We start from the raw sequence: 15890 nt of genomic DNA, 5'->3' as shown, positions 1-15890 counted from the left end.
GCATGAAAGATCAAACCGAAAAATGCCTCGAAGGTCCGCTTCTAAAGCAACACGCACCCTCGCGGCATTTCGGATGCCACCGCTCAGCCCAACCGCATCGACACTTCAATGTCATCGGCAAACGGCACGCTGAGGTAACCGTTCTCCGGCGAGCGCACATGGGCCAGGTATTCCGGGCAGTAATTGGTGTTGTCGGCCACCACCAGCGCGCCAGGTCGCAGGTGTTTTTCAACCAGATTCAACACATCGCCATACAACGCCTTGGCGCCATCGAGCAGCAACAGATCGACCGTTTCCGGCAGGTCGCTCGCCAGGGTCACCAGTGCATCACCTTCGCGGATTTCAATCAGATCACTGACGCCACCCTCAACGAAGTGACGTCGCGCCAGTTCGATTTTCGACGGTTCGAATTCGCTGCCGATCAGCGCACCGCCGCCATTGTCCCGCAGCGCCGCTGCCAGGTGCAGGGTCGACAGGCCGAACGAGGTTCCGAACTCAACGATGGCTTTGGCCTGGGTGCTACGGGCCAGCATGTACAGCAGTTTGCCGGTGTCGCGGGAGACAGGCAGCCACAGGTCTTTGAGCATGCCGTAGAGTTCGCGGTACTCGGTTTTGCTGTGCATCAGGCGTTCACGTTCTTCATTGGACACGGTGTTCAGGAGCGGACTGGTGGCGGCGCTGGCCTGGGTGTAGAGGCGTTCGATCAGAGTTGCCAGGGGTTCAGTGGTCAAGGTTGTCATGGTGGTTTTCCGTCAGTTGAGGGCTAAAATGCGAATGATTCGTCGCGTTTAAATGATGCGAGCGAATGGCCCGATTCGCTATTCGCATTCCCTCTTCACACCTGAGCCGACCATGACCGACCGTCAGACTGCCCGTATTTCCTCACGCAAACAGCCGCAACAGGCCCGCTCCGCCGAGTTGGTTTCCGCGATTCTGCAGGCGGCTATTCAGGTTTTGGCCAAAGAAGGTGCGGCCCGATTCACCACGGCGCGGGTTGCGGAGAAGGCTGGCGTGAGCGTGGGCTCGCTGTATCAGTACTTCCCGAACAAGGCGGCGATTCTGTTTCGGTTGCAGAGTGATGAGTGGTTGCAAACCACGGAGATGCTGCAACGGATTCTGCAAAATCGGGAAGCATCGCCACTGGATCGTCTGCGCACGCTGGTGCATGCGTTTATCCGTTCGGAGTGTGAGGAGGCGCAGATGCGCGGTGCGTTGAGTGACGCGGCGCCGCTTTATCGTGATGCGCCCGAGGCCCATGAAGTACGGGCGGCGGGCAAGCGAACCTTTGAGGCGTTCATGGTTGAATTGCTGCCCGAGGCGAGCGAATCCACTCGTACACTGGCCTGCGATCTGATCCTGGCCACACTCAGTTCGGTGGGGAAGGATTTCTCACTCAGCCCGCGTACTGACGAGGAAATCACCGCGCGTGCGGAGGCGATGGCCGACATGTTTCGTGCTTATGTGGTTTCGCTCGATGCCAGGTAAAGCTGTCGATACGCCGTCACCAGTTGTTCCTGGTTGAACGCCAGATTGCGGCCGCTGGGATTCGGCAGAACCCACACTGCCGCGCCGCCAAACGGGGTGTTTTGCAGCCCCCATTCAATCGACTTTTCCCCGGACAACCCGGCATAGGCAGCCTTGCCGAGAAACGCCACGAAGCGCGGCGAATACCGGGCGATCTTGCGTTCGAAATTCGCAGCGGCGGCGGTGAATTCGTCCGCCGATAACTGATCCGCCCGGGCCGTCGGACGCTCGACCACGGCGGTCAACCCGCAATGAAATTGCAGGATCGTACGATCGCTTTCAGGGCTCACCTCGTGCGGTGTGAACCCAGCCAGGTGCAACGTGCGCCAGAAGCGATTGCTTCGTCCGGCGAAGTGATGCCCCTGCTCCGCCGCTAACAGGCCAGGGTTGATCCCGCAGAACACTACGGACAGGCCTTCGGTCAGGATGTCTTCAAGCATCAACTTTTCCCCTTTATTTCAGATACTCCAATCTGTACGACTGCGTGTTTTGATATTGACCGTTCAAAACAGTCATACCCCATTCCTTCAAGCTACAAGCCCTTGTGCAAAAACCTACAAATACGTCAGAAAGTGCTGGCTTGTGGGCCAATTCCTTAGGCTTTATCTTTCCCCCGGTCCCTGCTCATCGACAGAATGAAAAGCACATTCAAGACTGATGGGCAGGCCTTGATCAAAACAAAGAAGGCGCGATTGACGGCACCGTCATCGCTCCCTAACCTACCCACATCCCGCCCAAGGCAGTAAGCCGTCCTAACCATCCAGGACGTGCCAAACCCTTGGGCGTTTTTGTTTTCAGGAAGAACGTATGCCCACAGCGGTTCTGGTTGACGGCGCCTACTTCATCAAGCGATTTCGAAGGATAGAACCTCACAACGCATTCAATGCCGAACGCGCTGCCGATCTGGTACACCGATGGGCAACAGCTCACCTGATGTCCAGAGCCTTCTCTGGTCAAAGTGGCCTGCCTTCAGGGCCGCAGCAACGTCCCAGAAAAGAGCTTTATAGAATATTTTTCTACGACTGCCCTCCATTGGACACAAAGCAGCACAACCCCATAACGAAAAAATTCGTGGACTTCTCCAAATCCAAAGAAGCGGTTTTTCGTAGAGAGCTACATATTCGGTTGCGAAGCAAACGCAAACTGGCCCTGCGGCTGGGACATCTATCGAAAGATGTGAAATGGACAATCAAACCCTCAAGAATCGCCGAGCTGCTCAAAGGCAAAATTCAGATATCCGACCTGACAGAAACCGACGTCAGCATAGACACCCGACAAAAGGGGGTTGATATGAGAATCGGCGTCGATGTCGCATCACTTTCGTTCAAGCAACAAGTCGATCAGATCGTCCTCATTGCGGGTGATGCAGACTTTGTACCGGCGGCGAAGATGGCTCGCCGCGAAGGCGTTGATTTCATACTTGATCCGATGTGGCAGAACATTCCTGATGGGTTGATGGAGCACATCGATGGATTACGCTCCACATGCCCGAAGCCGAAGCTTCGACCCGCATCCAATGACAACAGTATCGATCTGGGTTCAAACCCATGATCCGCCCAGCAACTGGCCCACGGAATAACCTCAAAACTGTAACTGTTAACCGCGCAGATCATGAGCGAAATTATGGCCATTTCCCGCCCTCATGAAGTGAGCGAAAACCTTGGAACTGACCATCACCACCCTCCTCGTCACCTTCGCCGGCGTGTTCCTGATCTGCTTCATGAAGGGGGCGTTCGGCGGTGGTTTCGCGATTGTCGGGATTCCGTTGCTGTCGTTGGTGATGGACCCGATCACGGCTGGCGGGCTGTTGGCGCCGCTGTTTGTCGCCATGGACTTGTTCAGTCTGCGCTACTGGAAGCCCTCAACCTGGTCGAAACCGGATCTGCGCCTGCTGGTACCAGGGCTGGTCGTCGGCATCGGCCTGGGTTATCTGCTTTTTCGGGTGCTGGATCACCGAGCGATCGCCATCGTAATGGCGGTGGTCACCCTGCTGTTTGTCGGTTTGTGGTTCAAGGCGGGTGGAGAAGTCCGCGTGAAGCCGCGCTCATCGCCCAAAGCGCTGGCCGCCGGCCTTACATCGGGCATCACGACCATGGTCGCGCACTCCGGCGGGCCGCCGCTGGCAATCTATCTGTTGCCGCTGGGCCTGAGCAAACAGATGTATGCCGGAACCACCAGCCTGTTTTTCACGGTGGGCAATCTGCTCAAAGCCGTACCTTGGCTGCTGCTGGCCAAACCCAGCGGCAACGTCCTGACGCTGATGCTCGTCAGCCTGCTCGCCGTACCCAGCGGGGTCTGGCTGGGCTGGCGGCTGCACGCCAGACTGGATCAGCGCCAGATGTACCGCGCCTGTTATGGCCTGCTGGTAGTTACGGCGCTGAAACTGTTGTGGGATGGTGTCGAGGGATACATGGCCTGAGTGAATTCCCAGACCAGATCCGGTTTACTTGAACACCGGCACGGCAGCCGACCCGTCCGACTGTTTGAGATACTCACGCAACCGCCCACCGATTTCCGCAATCTTCGCCTCACCCTCTCGCAAGGCTTGCGGGTTGGTGTGCACGGAGTAGTTTCCCAGCGCCAGGTCATAGGGATGTGGTTGCGCCGAGCCGATCACGAACACCGTGCCTTCGCGCATGGCCTTTAGCGTCACGGCGCCGTTGCCAGGTTCGAAGACCGCCATTTCACCCGCGCTGACCAGATCCGGCGCCGCCAACAGTCCACGGCTGACACTCAGCCATAACGACTCGTGACCTTCGGGTGGGGTGTACGTCCAGGATTCCCCGGCACCCAGCGTGACCAACAAGTAATTCATTCCCGCAGGCGCTCTAACCGGGCTCTGGACACCTTGGTGCAAGCCGAGAATCACCCGCGCCGGCCCCACTTCAGGCATCGCGCCGGACTCAAGGTATTGGCTGTCGACACTGGCGTTTTCCAGCTCTGGAGGCAGCGCCACCCACAGTTGAAAGCCCTGAACCCGCTCCGAAGTACCCACCGACATTTCCTTGCCGTGCCAGACACCGCCGCCCGCCCGCATCCACTCGACACCGCCGTAATCGATCATGCCCTTGCCCGACTCGGCGTCCTCGAAACGCAAGTTGCCTTCGGTAATCACCGTGACGGTGGCGATCCCCGAATGCGGATGCATCGGCATGCCGTGAATGAAAGAAGCCTCGCCTTCAAACAGATCGAGGAACACAAACGGCTTGATCAGATGCCCCAGATCCGAAGGGCTCATCAGTCGCACGATCGCGCCATGCCCACTGCCGCTGGTGCGATAACGGATTGCTCGGAGGGTATGGGTCTCACGGGTATAGCCAGAAAGTTGCTGCTGAACGGTCATGATGATTACTCGGTTCTGTCGCGGGGTACGGCCAACAAAAAATGCTGAAACGCGGTGAAGGAACCTGTCCTTCACCGCGCTCGGGTATCAACCGCGGCGAGCGTCGAGGCTGAAGCGGCCGGCACCGAAGGCCACGACCTGCAACAGGCCACCGGCCATGGCGATGTTCTTGAAGAAGTGGATGAACTGGTTCTGGTCAGCCAGTGCACTGTGGAAGGCCAGTGCGGTGAACACGCTGAACGCAGCCAGCACAGCGGCGACGGTGCGGGTGCGGTATCCGGCGATCAGCGCCAGGCCACCACCGACTTCAACGATGATCGCCACTGCCAGTGCCACTTGTGGAAGCGGCAGGCCCACCGAGCCGATGTAACCGATCATCATGGCCGGAGCGGCCAGTTTGGAAAAACCGGAGAGAATGAAAATCACGCTGAGCAATACGCGGCCAATCAAGGCAGCCGAAGCTTGTTTGGTGTCGGAAGCGTTCTGTTCAGAAGCCTGTGTTTGAGCGATGTTTGCAGAAGTAGCCATGGGAGTATTTCCTTCAATGGGGTCCGGTTCGACTTGAACCGTCCGGATGAAGAAATGTTGCGCCTCGGCAGCTCATCTGAATAGCCGACTAATTTAGATCATTACGTTCGATAAAATAGGTAAGCTGCATATTCCACGGTAACGCGCCCATGGCGACTCAAGGACACAGGCATGATCTCCGATCCAGGCACACCGACACTCGATCAACTGCGTGTATTCCTGACTGTCGTCGAAGTCGGCAGTTTTGCAGCCGCTGCGCGCAAGCTTCACCGGGCGACGTCGGTGATCAGCTACTCGATCGCCAACCTTGAGATGCAATTGGGCGTCACCCTGTTTGATCGCGAAACCACCCGCAAACCGCAACTGACCGACGCCGGCCGCACCGTGCTGGCCGAAGCCCGGACCATCGCCAACGGCGTGCACGGTTTGCGAGCCAAGGTCAAAGGCCTGCTGCAGGGGCTGGAGGCCGAAGTGCACGTGGTGCTCGACGTGATGTTGCCCGCCGAGCGCGTGGTGGATGCGCTGAAATCCTTTCGGGAAGAATTCCCCACCGTGGCCCTGCACCTGCACATGGAAGCACTCGGCGCCGTGACTGAACGGGTGATCAATCGCGGCGCGGTGGTCGGCGTCAGCGGGCCCATGAACGACGGCATCAACGGTATCGAAAGAATCGGCATCGGCAGCGTCGAGCTGATTCCGGTGGCGGCACCGAATCATCCGCTGGCTTCGGGCGAAGCCAACGTTCCCGGTGCCGGACGTGAGCATACGCAACTGGTGCTGTCCGATCGCTCACGCCTGACCAAGGACAGGGAGTTCGCCGTGCTGAGCAACCGCACCTGGCGCCTGGCGGACCTGGGTGCCAAACACATGTTGCTGCGCGAGGGCATCGGCTGGGGGAATATGCCGAAGCCGATGATTCAGGAGGATCTGGACAGCGGCCGACTGGTACAGCTGGATTTGTCGGAGTACGCCAGCGGGCAATACACCTTCGATGCGATCTACCGTACCGATGTGCCACCGGGCCCGGCGGCGCGGTGGTTGATCGAGCGCTTCGTTCAGCAGAACACGCACGAGGCTTGACCCGGAAAGTTGACGAGCGGTCATCCGAATGTTCAGATGCCGCCCTGTTTCAGGTGTCCCATGCCGCCGTGCATGGGGTGAAACGGGAAACCGGTACGTTCTTTTCGAACAAGTCCGGTGCTGCCCCCGCAACGGTAGGCGCGTGATGCTTTCGACACACCACTGTGGCCAGACGGCCATGGGAAGGTGAAAGCGTCCATACGCGCGAGCCCGGAGACCGGCCTGAAATTCTGTTTGGCAAACTCCTGCGGTGGGCGGGCATGGGCCGGTGTCGGCGTGTGCGCGATGCCTTCTCCTGCATGCTCTTCTGCGAAGATCCTTTCGAGAAGACAATGATTCGACCTTTCAACACTCCGGCTCCATCCCTGTTGCTTGGCTGTCTGTTCAGCCCCCTGTTGCTGGCGGACGACGCGCCGCTCGAACTCACTCAGCAAATCGTTTCCGCACCGTCCGTGGAGTCCACGACCGTGGCCGACATGGCGCAGTTCGGCAGCAAGGTCGAGATCGTCACCCGCGAGCAGATCGAACGCGCCGGCCCCAGCGCCGATGTCACCCGCGTCATGCAGATGTTCATTCCCGGCCTGTACGTCGCGCCGAAAAATGGCCCGTTCGACTACGGCACCTATTCCCTGCTGGGCGGGCGTAACGATGACACGCTGATCCTGCTCGACGGCGTGCGTCTGAACAATCGCCTGTACGGCGGCCTGTACCTGGACACCCTGCCGGCCAACGCCATCGAACGCATCGAAGTGCTCAAGGGCGGGCAAAGTCTATTGTTCGGCACTCAGGCCGTGTCCGGCGTGATCAACATCGTCACCCGCAGCCCGCAGACTCGCAAAGCCTCCGGCGAAGTGAACATGGGCGTGGATACCTTCGGCGGCACCACCGAGGATGCGCGGGTCGAGAACATCTTCACCAACGGTTTCGGCGATCTGGGCTTGCTGGCCTACGTCAGTCATAACGTTTCGGATGGCTATCAGCCGTTTCGCAATCGCGACATCAAGAACGACAGCAACAAGAAGCGCGCCTACGAAGTCACCACCTTCGGCGCCAAGGCCATTCAGTCCTTTGGCGACGATGCGCGGATGGAATTGTTCTACCAATACGCCGACGCCAACCTCGACTTCGCCCGCCCGGTCGACAACCACAAGACCACCAACGACCGCGTCCAGCAGATCGCCATGGCGACCTTCGAACAGAACATCAACGAGCGCCTGAGCTATTTCGTCAAAGGCCACATCAACGACTGGGACACCCGCTACACGCGCATCAACAACACCGCCAATGGCGGCACCAGAACCATCAATCACAACGACTACTGGGGCTTCACCGACTGGGGCGTGCAGGCCGAAGGCAAAGCCGAATTGCCCGGCGGCCATGTGCTGGTGTTCGGGACGGACAACCAGTGGTTCAAAGGCCAGGACGATGTGCTGATCATCGACAATGACAAGGCCGAAGCCCACGCGCTGTACACCCAGTTGCGCCCGCAGATCGACGCCCTGCCCGACTGGCATCCGAGCATCGGCATTCGTCACGAAGCCATGAGCGGCGGCGACAGCGCCACGGTCGGCATGCTCACTTCGCTGTACGACCTCAATGAACACTGGGCACTGCGCGGCCAGTACGGCACTGCCTACAAACTGCCGAACGCCGAGCAGTTGTTCGTCAACGAACCGGGCGACGAGTTGGGCAACCGCAACCTGAAACCGGAGAAAAGCCGTAACGCCGAACTGGGTCTCGACTACAAAGGCCTGCTGCTCGATCGCGAATTCAGCGCCAGCGCCACCCTGTTCAAACGCAAGATCGACGACCTGATCACCCTCGACGACATCCAATGGGTCAACGGCCAGGGGCGGATCCAGATGCGCGGTTTCGAGGCGGACGCGAAACTGGCGCTCAACGAGCAATGGAGCCTGCAAGCGGACATGACCCGCAACCTCACCGAATCGCGCGCCGGGGTGACGCTGAACGATGTGCCGAGCTTCTTCGCCCGCTCGCGCATCGGTTACGAGTCGGTTGACCGGATGTGGGGGGCCGGCGGTGCGATCCGCTACATTCGCGATGTGATCAGCTCGAAACAGGTCGAGTACGGCCATTACTCCGTGGTGGACGCCGACGCTTATCGCTACCTGGACGGCGCGCACCAGCACCGGTTGAGCCTGCTGGTGGAAAACCTGTTCGACCGCGATTACGTCACCAGCCGCTCGAACAACGTCGACAACCTCGGACGGCCGTTCACCTCCGAAGTGCGCTACACGTACCGTTTCTGATGGCTGAAATCAAAACCATCGACGGCGTCGACACGCACCCGGACTGGTCGCATGTTCCCGCCCATGCCCGCCACGTGTTCCTCTGCACCGGCCCGCGCTGCACCCAGCGCGGCGCCTTGCAGATATGGAAAACCCTGCGTCGACACTTGCTGGCGCATGACCGCATCGAGACACCGGGCGGGGTTTTGCTGACCCGCACGCACTGTCAGTTCCCGTGCAACCTGGGGCCGGTCATGACGGTGTATCCGGAGACCTGCTGGTATGGCGTGCGCAGCCACGCGGATGCGCAACGGCTGGTCGAGGTGCACCTGGTGGGCGGCGAAGTGGTCGAGGATCTGTTGATCAAGGAGCGCTCATGAGAACGCTGTGCTTTCTGGCGGGCGCCCTGCTCTGCGCTTCTCCGGTTCTGGCAGATGACTACCGCAATTGTGGCGAGACCTGGCACCTGCCGGCATCACCACCGTCGCGGATTGTCGCCCTCAATCAGCATGCGGCCGATCTCGTGTTGGCGTTGGGCGCCGGCCCGGCGCTGGCCGGCGTCGCCTATCTGGATGACACCGGTGCGCCGCAATCCGAGTACTTCGGCGTGCCGGTGATTTCGCCCCGCTATCCATCGAGCGAAGTGCTGTACGCGCAGAAACCGGATCTGGTGGTCGGCGGCTTCGCCACGGCGTTTGGCAACGGCGTGACGTCACGCAGCGGACTGGGGCGCAACGGCGTGGCTTCGTATTTGCTGGAGTCGGCCTGCAACGGACATTCGCTGGATTACTTCGAACACATCCGCAACGACCTCTCGACCCTCGGAGCCTTGCTGCACCGACAGCAGCGCGCTCGAGAACTGAGCGATGCGATGGATGCCGATCTGGAAAAGGCCAAGGCTTTAACCCGCCCGGGCAGGCCGCTGTCAGTGTTCTATCTCGACAGCGAGGTCAACGGTCTCGACAGTGAAGGCCGGCGTGGATTTGTCACCACCCTGCTGGCCGCAGCCGGGGCTCGAAACCTGTTCGCCGACATCAATCAATACCGGGTGACCGCCAGCCGCGAAACCCTGCTCGCCAGTGACCCCGACGTGATCCTGCTGGCCGACGCGCAATGGTCGCCGGCCAGTCGCAAGCGTCAGTTGCTGAGGCAGGATCCGGTGCTGTCGACCCTGCGGGCGGTGCGCGAGAACCGGATCATCGATATTCCCTTCACGCATCTGTTGCCGACGGTGGGTAGTGGTCGGGTGGCGCTGGAGTTGGCGCGACAGCTCAAGGCATTGAGTCCTTAAAGGGGACAGTCCTTAAAGGGGACAGATTTATTTTTCCTGCCTCCGGCTGAAAGGCGTTTCGCGAGTTCTTGGTGAGAATCCCGCACCGCCGCCATTCATGGCGGCAAATGACGATTTTCAATGCGTCCAGCTTTCGGTACTCCCGATTCGCGTTTACCATACGCCCAACTCGTATTACCGCGGCTGCTGAACCCGGTATTCACGAGGACAGACCATGAACAGAACCCGCGCCTGGAGACGCACCCAGGCCCGTAAATACGGCAATGACAAAGCGGTTCGTCCGCCAACTTTCAAACCGGAAAAGAACTGGAAGTTGATGTACATCCGATCCACCAAACTGGTCAGGGCTCGCCAACTCGGCATGAGCTACCCCATTCGTTCCACCCGCCAATTGCTGGATCAAGAGTGACGAACCTACTGTTCATTTGCAGTCGTAACCAATGGCGCAGCCCAACAGCGGAAGCAGTCTGGCGCCGCCGGCCCGGCTTCAATGTTCGTTCAGCGGGCACCAGCCCCAATGCACGCAAGACCATCGGCCCAGCGGATATTCGCTGGGCCGATTTCATTTTTGTGATGGAAACCAAACACCTGAATCGCCTGCGGGCCGAGTACGCCCGGCTGCTGGAGCACAAGCGAGTTCACTCGCTGGACATTCCGGATGACTATCACTACATGGATCCGGAGCTGGTAGAACTTCTTGAGAAATCGGTAAAACCCTACCTCCCTGACTGACTTCTCCGTCGCCAGGCAATGAAACAAATAAAACGGAATTCCCCTCATGTCTGCATCATATGGGGACAGATCTATTTTTCAATCGAAGGCGCCGTTTAGCACTTCATAAATCAACCCGGTGGCCAGCGCGACCAGGATCAGATCGGTGCCGACCTGCTGCCATTCGTAGCCGTCGTAGTGCGGCAGTCTGCCGACCAGTCGACCATCGAGTTTCTTCGCAATCCCGGGTGGGAGCGGCTTGCCCCGGGCCAGGTTCTTCTGGATCCCGGGCGGCAACGCCGGGCCCGGGGTCCAGTAGCCGCGATACCCGTCCACAATCCCGACCACCCCGGCGTAGTCGATACTCGGACCATGCCCCTGATACCCGTCCCCGCCTTTTTTCCCCTGATTGCCATGGCCCTGGCTGTTATGCGGATTGCCTTTGCCCTGCCCCTTTCCGTTGCCAGGATCGGCCAGCGCTGTCACCGAACTGCTCAGCAGCGCAATACAGGTCGTGGTCGCAATCAATGTGCGTAAACCGGACATCGGTCGTTCCTTGAGTGAATGGGTGTCTCTGGATTCTAGTCAGTTTTTTTACAGGTATGGAGAGACGGCCCTGTCATCGCGGTTTGTGACGATTTTCGATGCGTGCAGCTTCCGGTACTCCCCGATTCGCGCTTACCATGCGCCCGACTCGTATTACTGCAGGGAAGAAGTCTGGCGCCGTCGTCCCGACTTCAACGAAAAGGAATTCACCCCATGTTTGAACGGAACAAACTGGTTCCAGAATTGATGGTCACGGATCTGCAGGCCAGCCTCGCGTTCTGGGTCTCCTGCCTGGGGTTCAACATCGCTTATCAACGCCCTGAAGATGGCTTCGCCTACCTCGACCTGAATGGCGCTCAAGTCATGCTCGAGCAGGTTGAACCGAATGCAGGCCAGTGGCTGACGGCGGATCTGAGCAAGCCTTTCGGAAGAGGCGTCAATCTGCAGATTGACGTTGAGGCGGTTGCCCCCATCATCGAAAGACTGGGCACCGCCCAGGTCTCACTCTATAAAACCTGCAAAGACACCTGGTATCGCGCTGACGATGTCGAAGTCGGCCAGCGTGAATTTCTCGTTCAGGATCCCGACGGTTATCTCGTAAGACTGGTAGAACGTCTGGGCGAACGTCCTGTTTGCCCGATTTGATCAAGGAAGATAAAAACAATGAAAAACGCTTTCCGCATCCTGCTTCTGATCTGCCTTTCGGCCAGCGCACACGCTGACGAAAACCCCATCGGTTTCCGGACCTCCACACTGCCGGATGCGCACAACGACCGTCCGCTGGAGATGGTCGTCTGGTATCCCGCCAAGACCACCGCCACCCCGCAGTTGATTGCCGACGATATTGTGTTCGTCGGGACGGCGGCAGTGCGCGATGCACCACCGACTGCCGGTGAGCATCCGCTACTGGTGCTCTCGCATGGTTACCGAGGGAACTGGAGCAACCAGGCCTGGCTGGCTACCGCCTTGGCCCGTCAGGGTTACATCGTGGCGGCGGTCAACCATCCCGGCACCACGACGCATGACCGCAGCCCTCAAGCCGCTGCACAGTTGTGGCAACGACCTGCCGACATCAGCCGCGTCATCGATGCGGTCACCGCTCGGCCCGAGCAAACGGGGGCCGTTTCGATGCGTCGAATTGCAGTAGCCGGCCATTCACTCGGCGGCTGGACCGCCCTCGAAATCGCCGGTTCACGGTTCGATCCCGAGCGCTTTGCGAAGGACTGCACAGCCCATCAAAAACTGGCCAGTTGCTCGGTCTACAAGACGATCAACGTCGCCGACACGCCAGAATCGAAGAGCCGGATGAGCGCGGACTTGAGCGACAAACGCGTCAGCGCGATCGTTTCACTGGACCTGGGCCTGTCACGCGGCATGACCGATACAAGCCTCGCCGCGCTGCCGATTCCGACACTGGTGATTGGCGCTGGCGTACCGTCAGAAGACCTGCCCGCCCAATTGGAGTCGGCCAATCTTGCCAAGCGGCTGCCTTCGGCATCGTCGCAGTATGTCGAGATCAGCGACGCCAGCCATTTCAGCTTCATGGCATCGTGCAAGCCCGGCGCAGTGGAGTTGCTTGAAGAAGACTCACCAGGCGACGGCATCATTTGCGGGGATGGCGGCGGCCGTTCGCGTGAGGTGATCCAGCAACAGGTGGTGGCCTTGATCGACGGGTTTCTGACCCGGTCACTCCCGAACTGATGACGGTGTTGCCCGCGTAGCACCGGGCGGCGCTTGATGAGTTTGAAAGGGCTGAATAACAGCGGGTTTTGACCAAGGTGACTCTGGATGACGATACGGCAACGGATGCCTATGTCTACGCCCTGCGCTAGACAACTTCACCAATACGGCTACGCCCTGCTCCGCCAGGCAATCCCGGCTGCATGGCTGACCGGACTTCGGAACACGTTCGACACCGGCGTAAGGCCCTCAAGCGAATGGCCCGTGCCCCGTGGCATCGACTGGCGCCATTCGCTGCTGGACACGGATCCGACCGTTCAGGCCGTGTGCCGATTGCCACAAGTGCTGGCGGTGGTGGGCGAGTTGATCGGCGAACGCTTCTTCCTCTCCCAGGTGGAGGGCCGCGAGCCGCTTGCCGGTGGCGGCCATCAACAGTTGCACCGAGACTTGTCGACGCAACGCCCCGGCGATACCGTCAACGCGCTGGTGTACCTCGACGATTACGGCCCGGAGAACGGCGCAACCCGCATCGTCCCCGGCAGCCATCGCCCTGCACTCGGCGAGCCCCCGTTCGATTTCACTGACGAGTCCCGCTCGGTGCAGCTTTCCGGCCGTGCTGGCGACATCCTGATATTCGATGCCGACCTGATCCACGCCGGCAGCTTGAACCCCACCGGCGCACGCCGCCGCACTCTGTTGATCACCTGGTTTTCTGAATCGCTCTACGCCACACACCTGGAAACGGTGAGCCTCAGAAACATACAAATGGACACGACCGAGCGGTTCGATCCGGCGGACTTCGTCCTCGAGCCCCTGAACTGAAGCAGCCACCCGCCACCGAAGGAACGTGACACCCCATGGACGAAACCACGCAGTACAGAATTGCCACCGCTGAAGATGCATTGATCGTTTGCGAACTGGGCCAGATTCTCAACGCCGTCCACCACGCAGCGCGCCCCGACATCTACACCGCCACCACCGAGGACTTCGCGCGGGACCTGCCGCACTGGATGAACTACTTCGACAAACCGGGTCAGGTTGTCTTCATTGCACACGTCGGTCAGCAGCCCGCAGGTTTCATTGCGGCGAGCCTCTCGGCCAGCACCAGCCCGCTGATGCAACCCATGAACATCGTGCGCATCGGATCGGTGTGCGTCGCCGAGGCCTTCTGGGGCAAAGGCATCGGCCGTCAATTGATGGAGCGGGTCAAAGGCTGGGCCATCGAACACAACGCCCAGGAGTTGAGATTATCGGTCTGGCCGTTCAATGAACGCGCGGCACGGATGTATGCAGAGTTCGGGTTTGAGAGCCGCACCGTCGATATGGGTATGCGTTTGTCCCCGGCATGATCAACGCCGACCATGTCACGACGTGTGCATTCTCAATGCGCACGTCGTGACGCAGCCTCACTCATTGCACGCTGATGTACTGGAATTTCGCCTGGGCTTTTTCTACGGCACTGCGCGCCGCATCCTTCTGACCTTCACCGCCCGCGTAATAGATGCGCATGCCATTCAGATCGAGCGACTCAAACGCATTCTTGATGATGGCCACGTCGAGTGACGTCCCCGCACCGATGATCAAGAAGCCGCTTTCGCCGGCAGACTTGGCGATCAGCAGTTGTTGCTTGAGCAGCGTGGCGTTGGCCCCGCCTCCCGCTGCAATCGCCAGATTGTCGGCGATCAGGCCGTGACTCAGGATTTTGGTCGCGGGCAAGCTGACCTTGTTCTGCCCGGCAGGAAGGGTCATGACATGGGCGTCGGCGGCTTCACGGTAAATGGCGTCGTCGCTCTTGCCGTGGGATGCACAACCGGCCAGAAGGGCCAATACAGACGCAGCAATCAGTAATTTCACGTTCTTTCCTTGTGAGTGTGGCTCCATGAACACGCAGGATAAGGGAGGCTGCCGTTGGTCAGCAATTCATTTGACTTGGTTGCCTTGAGCAACTATATAGTTGCTCAAGGCAACCATTTGAGCACCCACCATGTCCACGCCCCCTCTCATCGAACGAGCCGACATCGTCCGCCAGTTCAACCGTTTCTACACCCACCAGATCGGCGTTCTGCAGGAACACCTACTGCAAAGCGACTACTCGTTAACCGAGCTGCGCATCCTCTACGAACTGGCCTCCGGCGGCGATCTGACCAGCGCCGACCTGCGCCAGATGCTGAGCCTGGACGCGGGCTACATGAGCCGGATCATCAGCGGCTTCGACAAAAAAGGCCTGATCCAGAAAGTCCCCTCTGCCACCGACGCCCGCGCCAGCCAGTTGCACATCACCGACCTCGGCCGCGAAATACTCGCCCCGCTGGAACAAGCGTCGCGGCAGGAAGTCATCACCCTGCTCGAACGCCTGGCCGAGCCGCAGCAACTGCAATTGATCGAGTCCATGAGGCAGATCCAGACCTTGCTCGAGGGCCGCCAACAGCCGACCTACCTGTTGCGCGACCCGCAACCCGGCGACATGGGGCTGGTGGTGCAGCAACAAACCGTGATCTATACCCGTGAATACGGCTGGAACTGGGAGTTCGAAGCGCTGGTCGCCGAGATCGTCGCCAAGTACCTGCGTGAGTTCGACCCTGCCAGCGAACGCTGCTGGATCGCGGAAAAGGACGGCAAGGTGGTGGGCTCGGTGTTTGTCATCCGGCACGACGAAACCACGGCAAAACTGCGCATGCTGTTTGTCGACGCCAGTGCTCGGGGGTTGGGGATCGGCAACCGACTGGTTGAAGAGTGTCTGCGCTTTGCCCGGGATGTCGGGTACGAAAAGATGATTTTGTGGACCACCAGCAATCTGGTAGAGGCTCGCCGTCTGTATCAGCGAGCGGGGTTTCAATTAATGGAAGAAGAGTCAATTCAGAGCTTTGGAAAAGAGCTTGTAAGTCAGACCTGGGCGATTGAGTTGTGATGCTCCACTTCCTCTGATTCGCTGTGTGCA

20 protein-coding genes and 1 riboswitch are annotated in these 15890 nt (G+C 59.5%); of the genes, 14 read left to right on the top strand and 6 right to left on the bottom strand.

Translation table 11 applies throughout. The features are described 5' to 3' along the window. Positions 1-83 precede the first annotated feature (83 nt). Positions 84-740, bottom strand: a complete 657-nt coding sequence (locus AC1RME_RS04470) for an O-methyltransferase (RefSeq protein WP_096821739.1) — start codon at positions 738-740, stop codon at positions 84-86. 112 nt (positions 741-852) lie between these two features. Between AC1RME_RS04470 and AC1RME_RS04465 the strand changes: the two genes are divergently transcribed. Continuing rightward, the gene (locus AC1RME_RS04465; protein ID WP_096821738.1) at positions 853-1485 is read left to right on the top strand and encodes a TetR/AcrR family transcriptional regulator; all 633 of its coding nucleotides are present in this window, start codon (positions 853-855) and stop codon (positions 1483-1485) included. Here AC1RME_RS04465 and mug read toward each other — a convergent pair. After that, positions 1458-1964, bottom strand: coding sequence for a G/U mismatch-specific DNA glycosylase (mug, locus tag AC1RME_RS04460; RefSeq protein WP_096821737.1), 507 nt, complete (start codon positions 1962-1964; stop codon positions 1458-1460). The genes AC1RME_RS04465 and mug overlap by 28 nt on opposite strands. A gap of 367 nt (positions 1965-2331) precedes the next feature. Here mug and AC1RME_RS04455 point away from each other — a divergent pair, with 367 nt between their 5' ends. Both AC1RME_RS04455 and AC1RME_RS04450 read left to right on the top strand, forming a co-directional pair. Then, entirely contained in the window at positions 2332-3075 is a 744-nt protein-coding gene (locus AC1RME_RS04455) for an NYN domain-containing protein (protein ID WP_096821736.1), read from the top strand. A 109-nt stretch (positions 3076-3184) separates the two neighbouring features. Next, on the top strand, positions 3185-3943 hold the full coding sequence (locus AC1RME_RS04450) for a sulfite exporter TauE/SafE family protein (RefSeq protein WP_096821735.1): 759 nt from the start codon (positions 3185-3187) through the stop codon (positions 3941-3943). A 24-nt stretch (positions 3944-3967) separates the two neighbouring features. On the opposite strand, the gene AC1RME_RS04445 is transcribed toward AC1RME_RS04450, so the two are convergent. Together AC1RME_RS04445 and AC1RME_RS04440 are read right to left on the bottom strand one after the other, a co-directional pair. After that, the gene (locus AC1RME_RS04445) at positions 3968-4867 is read right to left on the bottom strand and encodes a pirin family protein (RefSeq protein ID WP_096821734.1); all 900 of its coding nucleotides are present in this window, start codon (positions 4865-4867) and stop codon (positions 3968-3970) included. A gap of 87 nt (positions 4868-4954) precedes the next feature. After that, complete coding sequence (locus tag AC1RME_RS04440; RefSeq protein ID WP_096821733.1) at positions 4955-5395, bottom strand: DoxX family protein; 441 nt, start codon at positions 5393-5395, stop codon at positions 4955-4957. Between the two features lie 171 nt (positions 5396-5566). Between AC1RME_RS04440 and AC1RME_RS04435 the strand changes: the two genes are divergently transcribed. From AC1RME_RS04435 to AC1RME_RS04410, 6 genes are all read left to right on the top strand, one after another. Then, positions 5567-6475, top strand: coding sequence for a LysR family transcriptional regulator (locus AC1RME_RS04435; RefSeq protein ID WP_096821732.1), 909 nt, complete (start codon positions 5567-5569; stop codon positions 6473-6475). 34 nt (positions 6476-6509) lie between these two features. Next, positions 6510-6715, top strand: a riboswitch (cobalamin riboswitch). A 92-nt stretch (positions 6716-6807) separates the two neighbouring features. After that, positions 6808-8745 (top strand): TonB-dependent receptor plug domain-containing protein, encoded by a 1938-nt coding sequence (locus AC1RME_RS04430; RefSeq protein WP_493090580.1) that lies wholly within the window; start codon positions 6808-6810, stop codon positions 8743-8745. Next, on the top strand, positions 8745-9104 hold the full coding sequence (locus AC1RME_RS04425; protein WP_096821730.1) for a (2Fe-2S) ferredoxin domain-containing protein: 360 nt from the start codon (positions 8745-8747) through the stop codon (positions 9102-9104). Before AC1RME_RS04430 ends, AC1RME_RS04425 begins: the two co-directional genes overlap by 1 nt. Beyond that, positions 9101-10015 (top strand): ABC transporter substrate-binding protein, encoded by a 915-nt coding sequence (locus AC1RME_RS04420; RefSeq protein WP_096821729.1) that lies wholly within the window; start codon positions 9101-9103, stop codon positions 10013-10015. The genes AC1RME_RS04425 and AC1RME_RS04420 overlap by 4 nt, the downstream gene beginning before the upstream one ends. 214 nt (positions 10016-10229) lie before the next feature. Next, complete coding sequence (locus AC1RME_RS04415) at positions 10230-10424, top strand: hypothetical protein (protein WP_096821728.1); 195 nt, start codon at positions 10230-10232, stop codon at positions 10422-10424. After that, positions 10421-10747 carry a low molecular weight protein tyrosine phosphatase family protein gene (locus AC1RME_RS04410; protein WP_096821727.1) on the top strand — a complete coding sequence of 109 codons (327 nt, stop codon included), beginning with the start codon at positions 10421-10423 and terminating at the stop codon, positions 10745-10747. The genes AC1RME_RS04415 and AC1RME_RS04410 overlap by 4 nt, the downstream gene beginning before the upstream one ends. A 78-nt stretch (positions 10748-10825) precedes the next feature. On the opposite strand, the gene AC1RME_RS04405 is transcribed toward AC1RME_RS04410, so the two are convergent. Next, positions 10826-11272 (bottom strand): anti-virulence regulator CigR family protein, encoded by a 447-nt coding sequence (locus AC1RME_RS04405; RefSeq protein ID WP_096821726.1) that lies wholly within the window; start codon positions 11270-11272, stop codon positions 10826-10828. A 213-nt stretch (positions 11273-11485) separates the two neighbouring features. Here AC1RME_RS04405 and AC1RME_RS04400 point away from each other — a divergent pair, with 213 nt between their 5' ends. The 4 genes from AC1RME_RS04400 to AC1RME_RS04385 all read left to right on the top strand — a co-directional run bounded on the left by AC1RME_RS04400 (position 11486) and on the right by AC1RME_RS04385 (position 14301). Further along, a complete protein-coding gene (locus tag AC1RME_RS04400) occupies positions 11486-11917 on the top strand; it encodes a bleomycin resistance protein (protein WP_096821725.1) in 432 nt (143 codons plus the stop codon). Positions 11918-11935: 18 nt separating this feature from the next. Then, the gene (locus AC1RME_RS04395) at positions 11936-12973 is read left to right on the top strand and encodes an alpha/beta hydrolase family protein (protein ID WP_096821724.1); all 1038 of its coding nucleotides are present in this window, start codon (positions 11936-11938) and stop codon (positions 12971-12973) included. A 111-nt stretch (positions 12974-13084) separates the two neighbouring features. After that, a complete protein-coding gene (locus AC1RME_RS04390; protein ID WP_096821723.1) occupies positions 13085-13774 on the top strand; it encodes a phytanoyl-CoA dioxygenase family protein in 690 nt (229 codons plus the stop codon). A gap of 35 nt (positions 13775-13809) precedes the next feature. Continuing rightward, positions 13810-14301 carry a GNAT family N-acetyltransferase gene (locus AC1RME_RS04385; protein ID WP_096821722.1) on the top strand — a complete coding sequence of 164 codons (492 nt, stop codon included), beginning with the start codon at positions 13810-13812 and terminating at the stop codon, positions 14299-14301. Positions 14302-14362: 61 nt separating this feature from the next. On the opposite strand, the gene AC1RME_RS04380 is transcribed toward AC1RME_RS04385, so the two are convergent. Continuing rightward, a complete protein-coding gene (locus tag AC1RME_RS04380; protein WP_096821721.1) occupies positions 14363-14806 on the bottom strand; it encodes a hypothetical protein in 444 nt (147 codons plus the stop codon). Between the two features lie 130 nt (positions 14807-14936). On the opposite strand from AC1RME_RS04380, the gene AC1RME_RS04375 reads away from it, so the two are divergent. Continuing rightward, positions 14937-15860: a bifunctional helix-turn-helix transcriptional regulator/GNAT family N-acetyltransferase gene (locus AC1RME_RS04375; RefSeq protein ID WP_096821720.1), complete on the top strand. Its 924-nt coding sequence runs from the start codon at positions 14937-14939 to the stop codon at positions 15858-15860. Positions 15861-15890: the final 30 nt, after the last annotated feature.

This window comes from Pseudomonas sp. GW822-FHT03F08, from assembly GCF_058801265.1.
The sequence above is the reverse complement of the archived record's forward strand: the minus strand, read 5'-3'. Positions and strand labels throughout refer to the sequence as shown.

Bases quoted from the DNA above. Each gene is read 5' to 3' on its own strand.
- AC1RME_RS04420 (WP_096821729.1), top strand. From the start codon at position 9,101: ATGAGAACGCTGTGCTTTCTGGCGGGCGCCCTGCTCTGCGCTTCTCCG.
- AC1RME_RS04395 (WP_096821724.1), top strand. From the start codon at position 11,936: ATGAAAAACGCTTTCCGCATCCTGCTTCTGATCTGCCTTTCGGCCAGC.
- mug (WP_096821737.1), bottom strand. From the start codon at position 1,964: ATGCTTGAAGACATCCTGACCGAAGGCCTGTCCGTAGTGTTCTGCGGG.
- AC1RME_RS04435 (WP_096821732.1), top strand. From the start codon at position 5,567: ATGATCTCCGATCCAGGCACACCGACACTCGATCAACTGCGTGTATTC.
- AC1RME_RS04405 (WP_096821726.1), bottom strand. From the start codon at position 11,272: ATGTCCGGTTTACGCACATTGATTGCGACCACGACCTGTATTGCGCTG.
- AC1RME_RS04415 (WP_096821728.1), top strand. From the start codon at position 10,230: ATGAACAGAACCCGCGCCTGGAGACGCACCCAGGCCCGTAAATACGGC.
- AC1RME_RS04465 (WP_096821738.1), top strand. From the start codon at position 853: ATGACCGACCGTCAGACTGCCCGTATTTCCTCACGCAAACAGCCGCAA.
- AC1RME_RS04400 (WP_096821725.1), top strand. From the start codon at position 11,486: ATGTTTGAACGGAACAAACTGGTTCCAGAATTGATGGTCACGGATCTG.
- AC1RME_RS04425 (WP_096821730.1), top strand. From the start codon at position 8,745: ATGGCTGAAATCAAAACCATCGACGGCGTCGACACGCACCCGGACTGG.
- AC1RME_RS04440 (WP_096821733.1), bottom strand. From the start codon at position 5,395: ATGGCTACTTCTGCAAACATCGCTCAAACACAGGCTTCTGAACAGAAC.
- AC1RME_RS04385 (WP_096821722.1), top strand. From the start codon at position 13,810: ATGGACGAAACCACGCAGTACAGAATTGCCACCGCTGAAGATGCATTG.
- AC1RME_RS04445 (WP_096821734.1), bottom strand. From the start codon at position 4,867: ATGACCGTTCAGCAGCAACTTTCTGGCTATACCCGTGAGACCCATACC.
- AC1RME_RS04430 (WP_493090580.1), top strand. From the start codon at position 6,808: ATGATTCGACCTTTCAACACTCCGGCTCCATCCCTGTTGCTTGGCTGT.
- AC1RME_RS04470 (WP_096821739.1), bottom strand. From the start codon at position 740: ATGACAACCTTGACCACTGAACCCCTGGCAACTCTGATCGAACGCCTC.
- AC1RME_RS04390 (WP_096821723.1), top strand. From the start codon at position 13,085: ATGTCTACGCCCTGCGCTAGACAACTTCACCAATACGGCTACGCCCTG.
- AC1RME_RS04375 (WP_096821720.1), top strand. From the start codon at position 14,937: ATGTCCACGCCCCCTCTCATCGAACGAGCCGACATCGTCCGCCAGTTC.
- AC1RME_RS04455 (WP_096821736.1), top strand. From the start codon at position 2,332: ATGCCCACAGCGGTTCTGGTTGACGGCGCCTACTTCATCAAGCGATTT.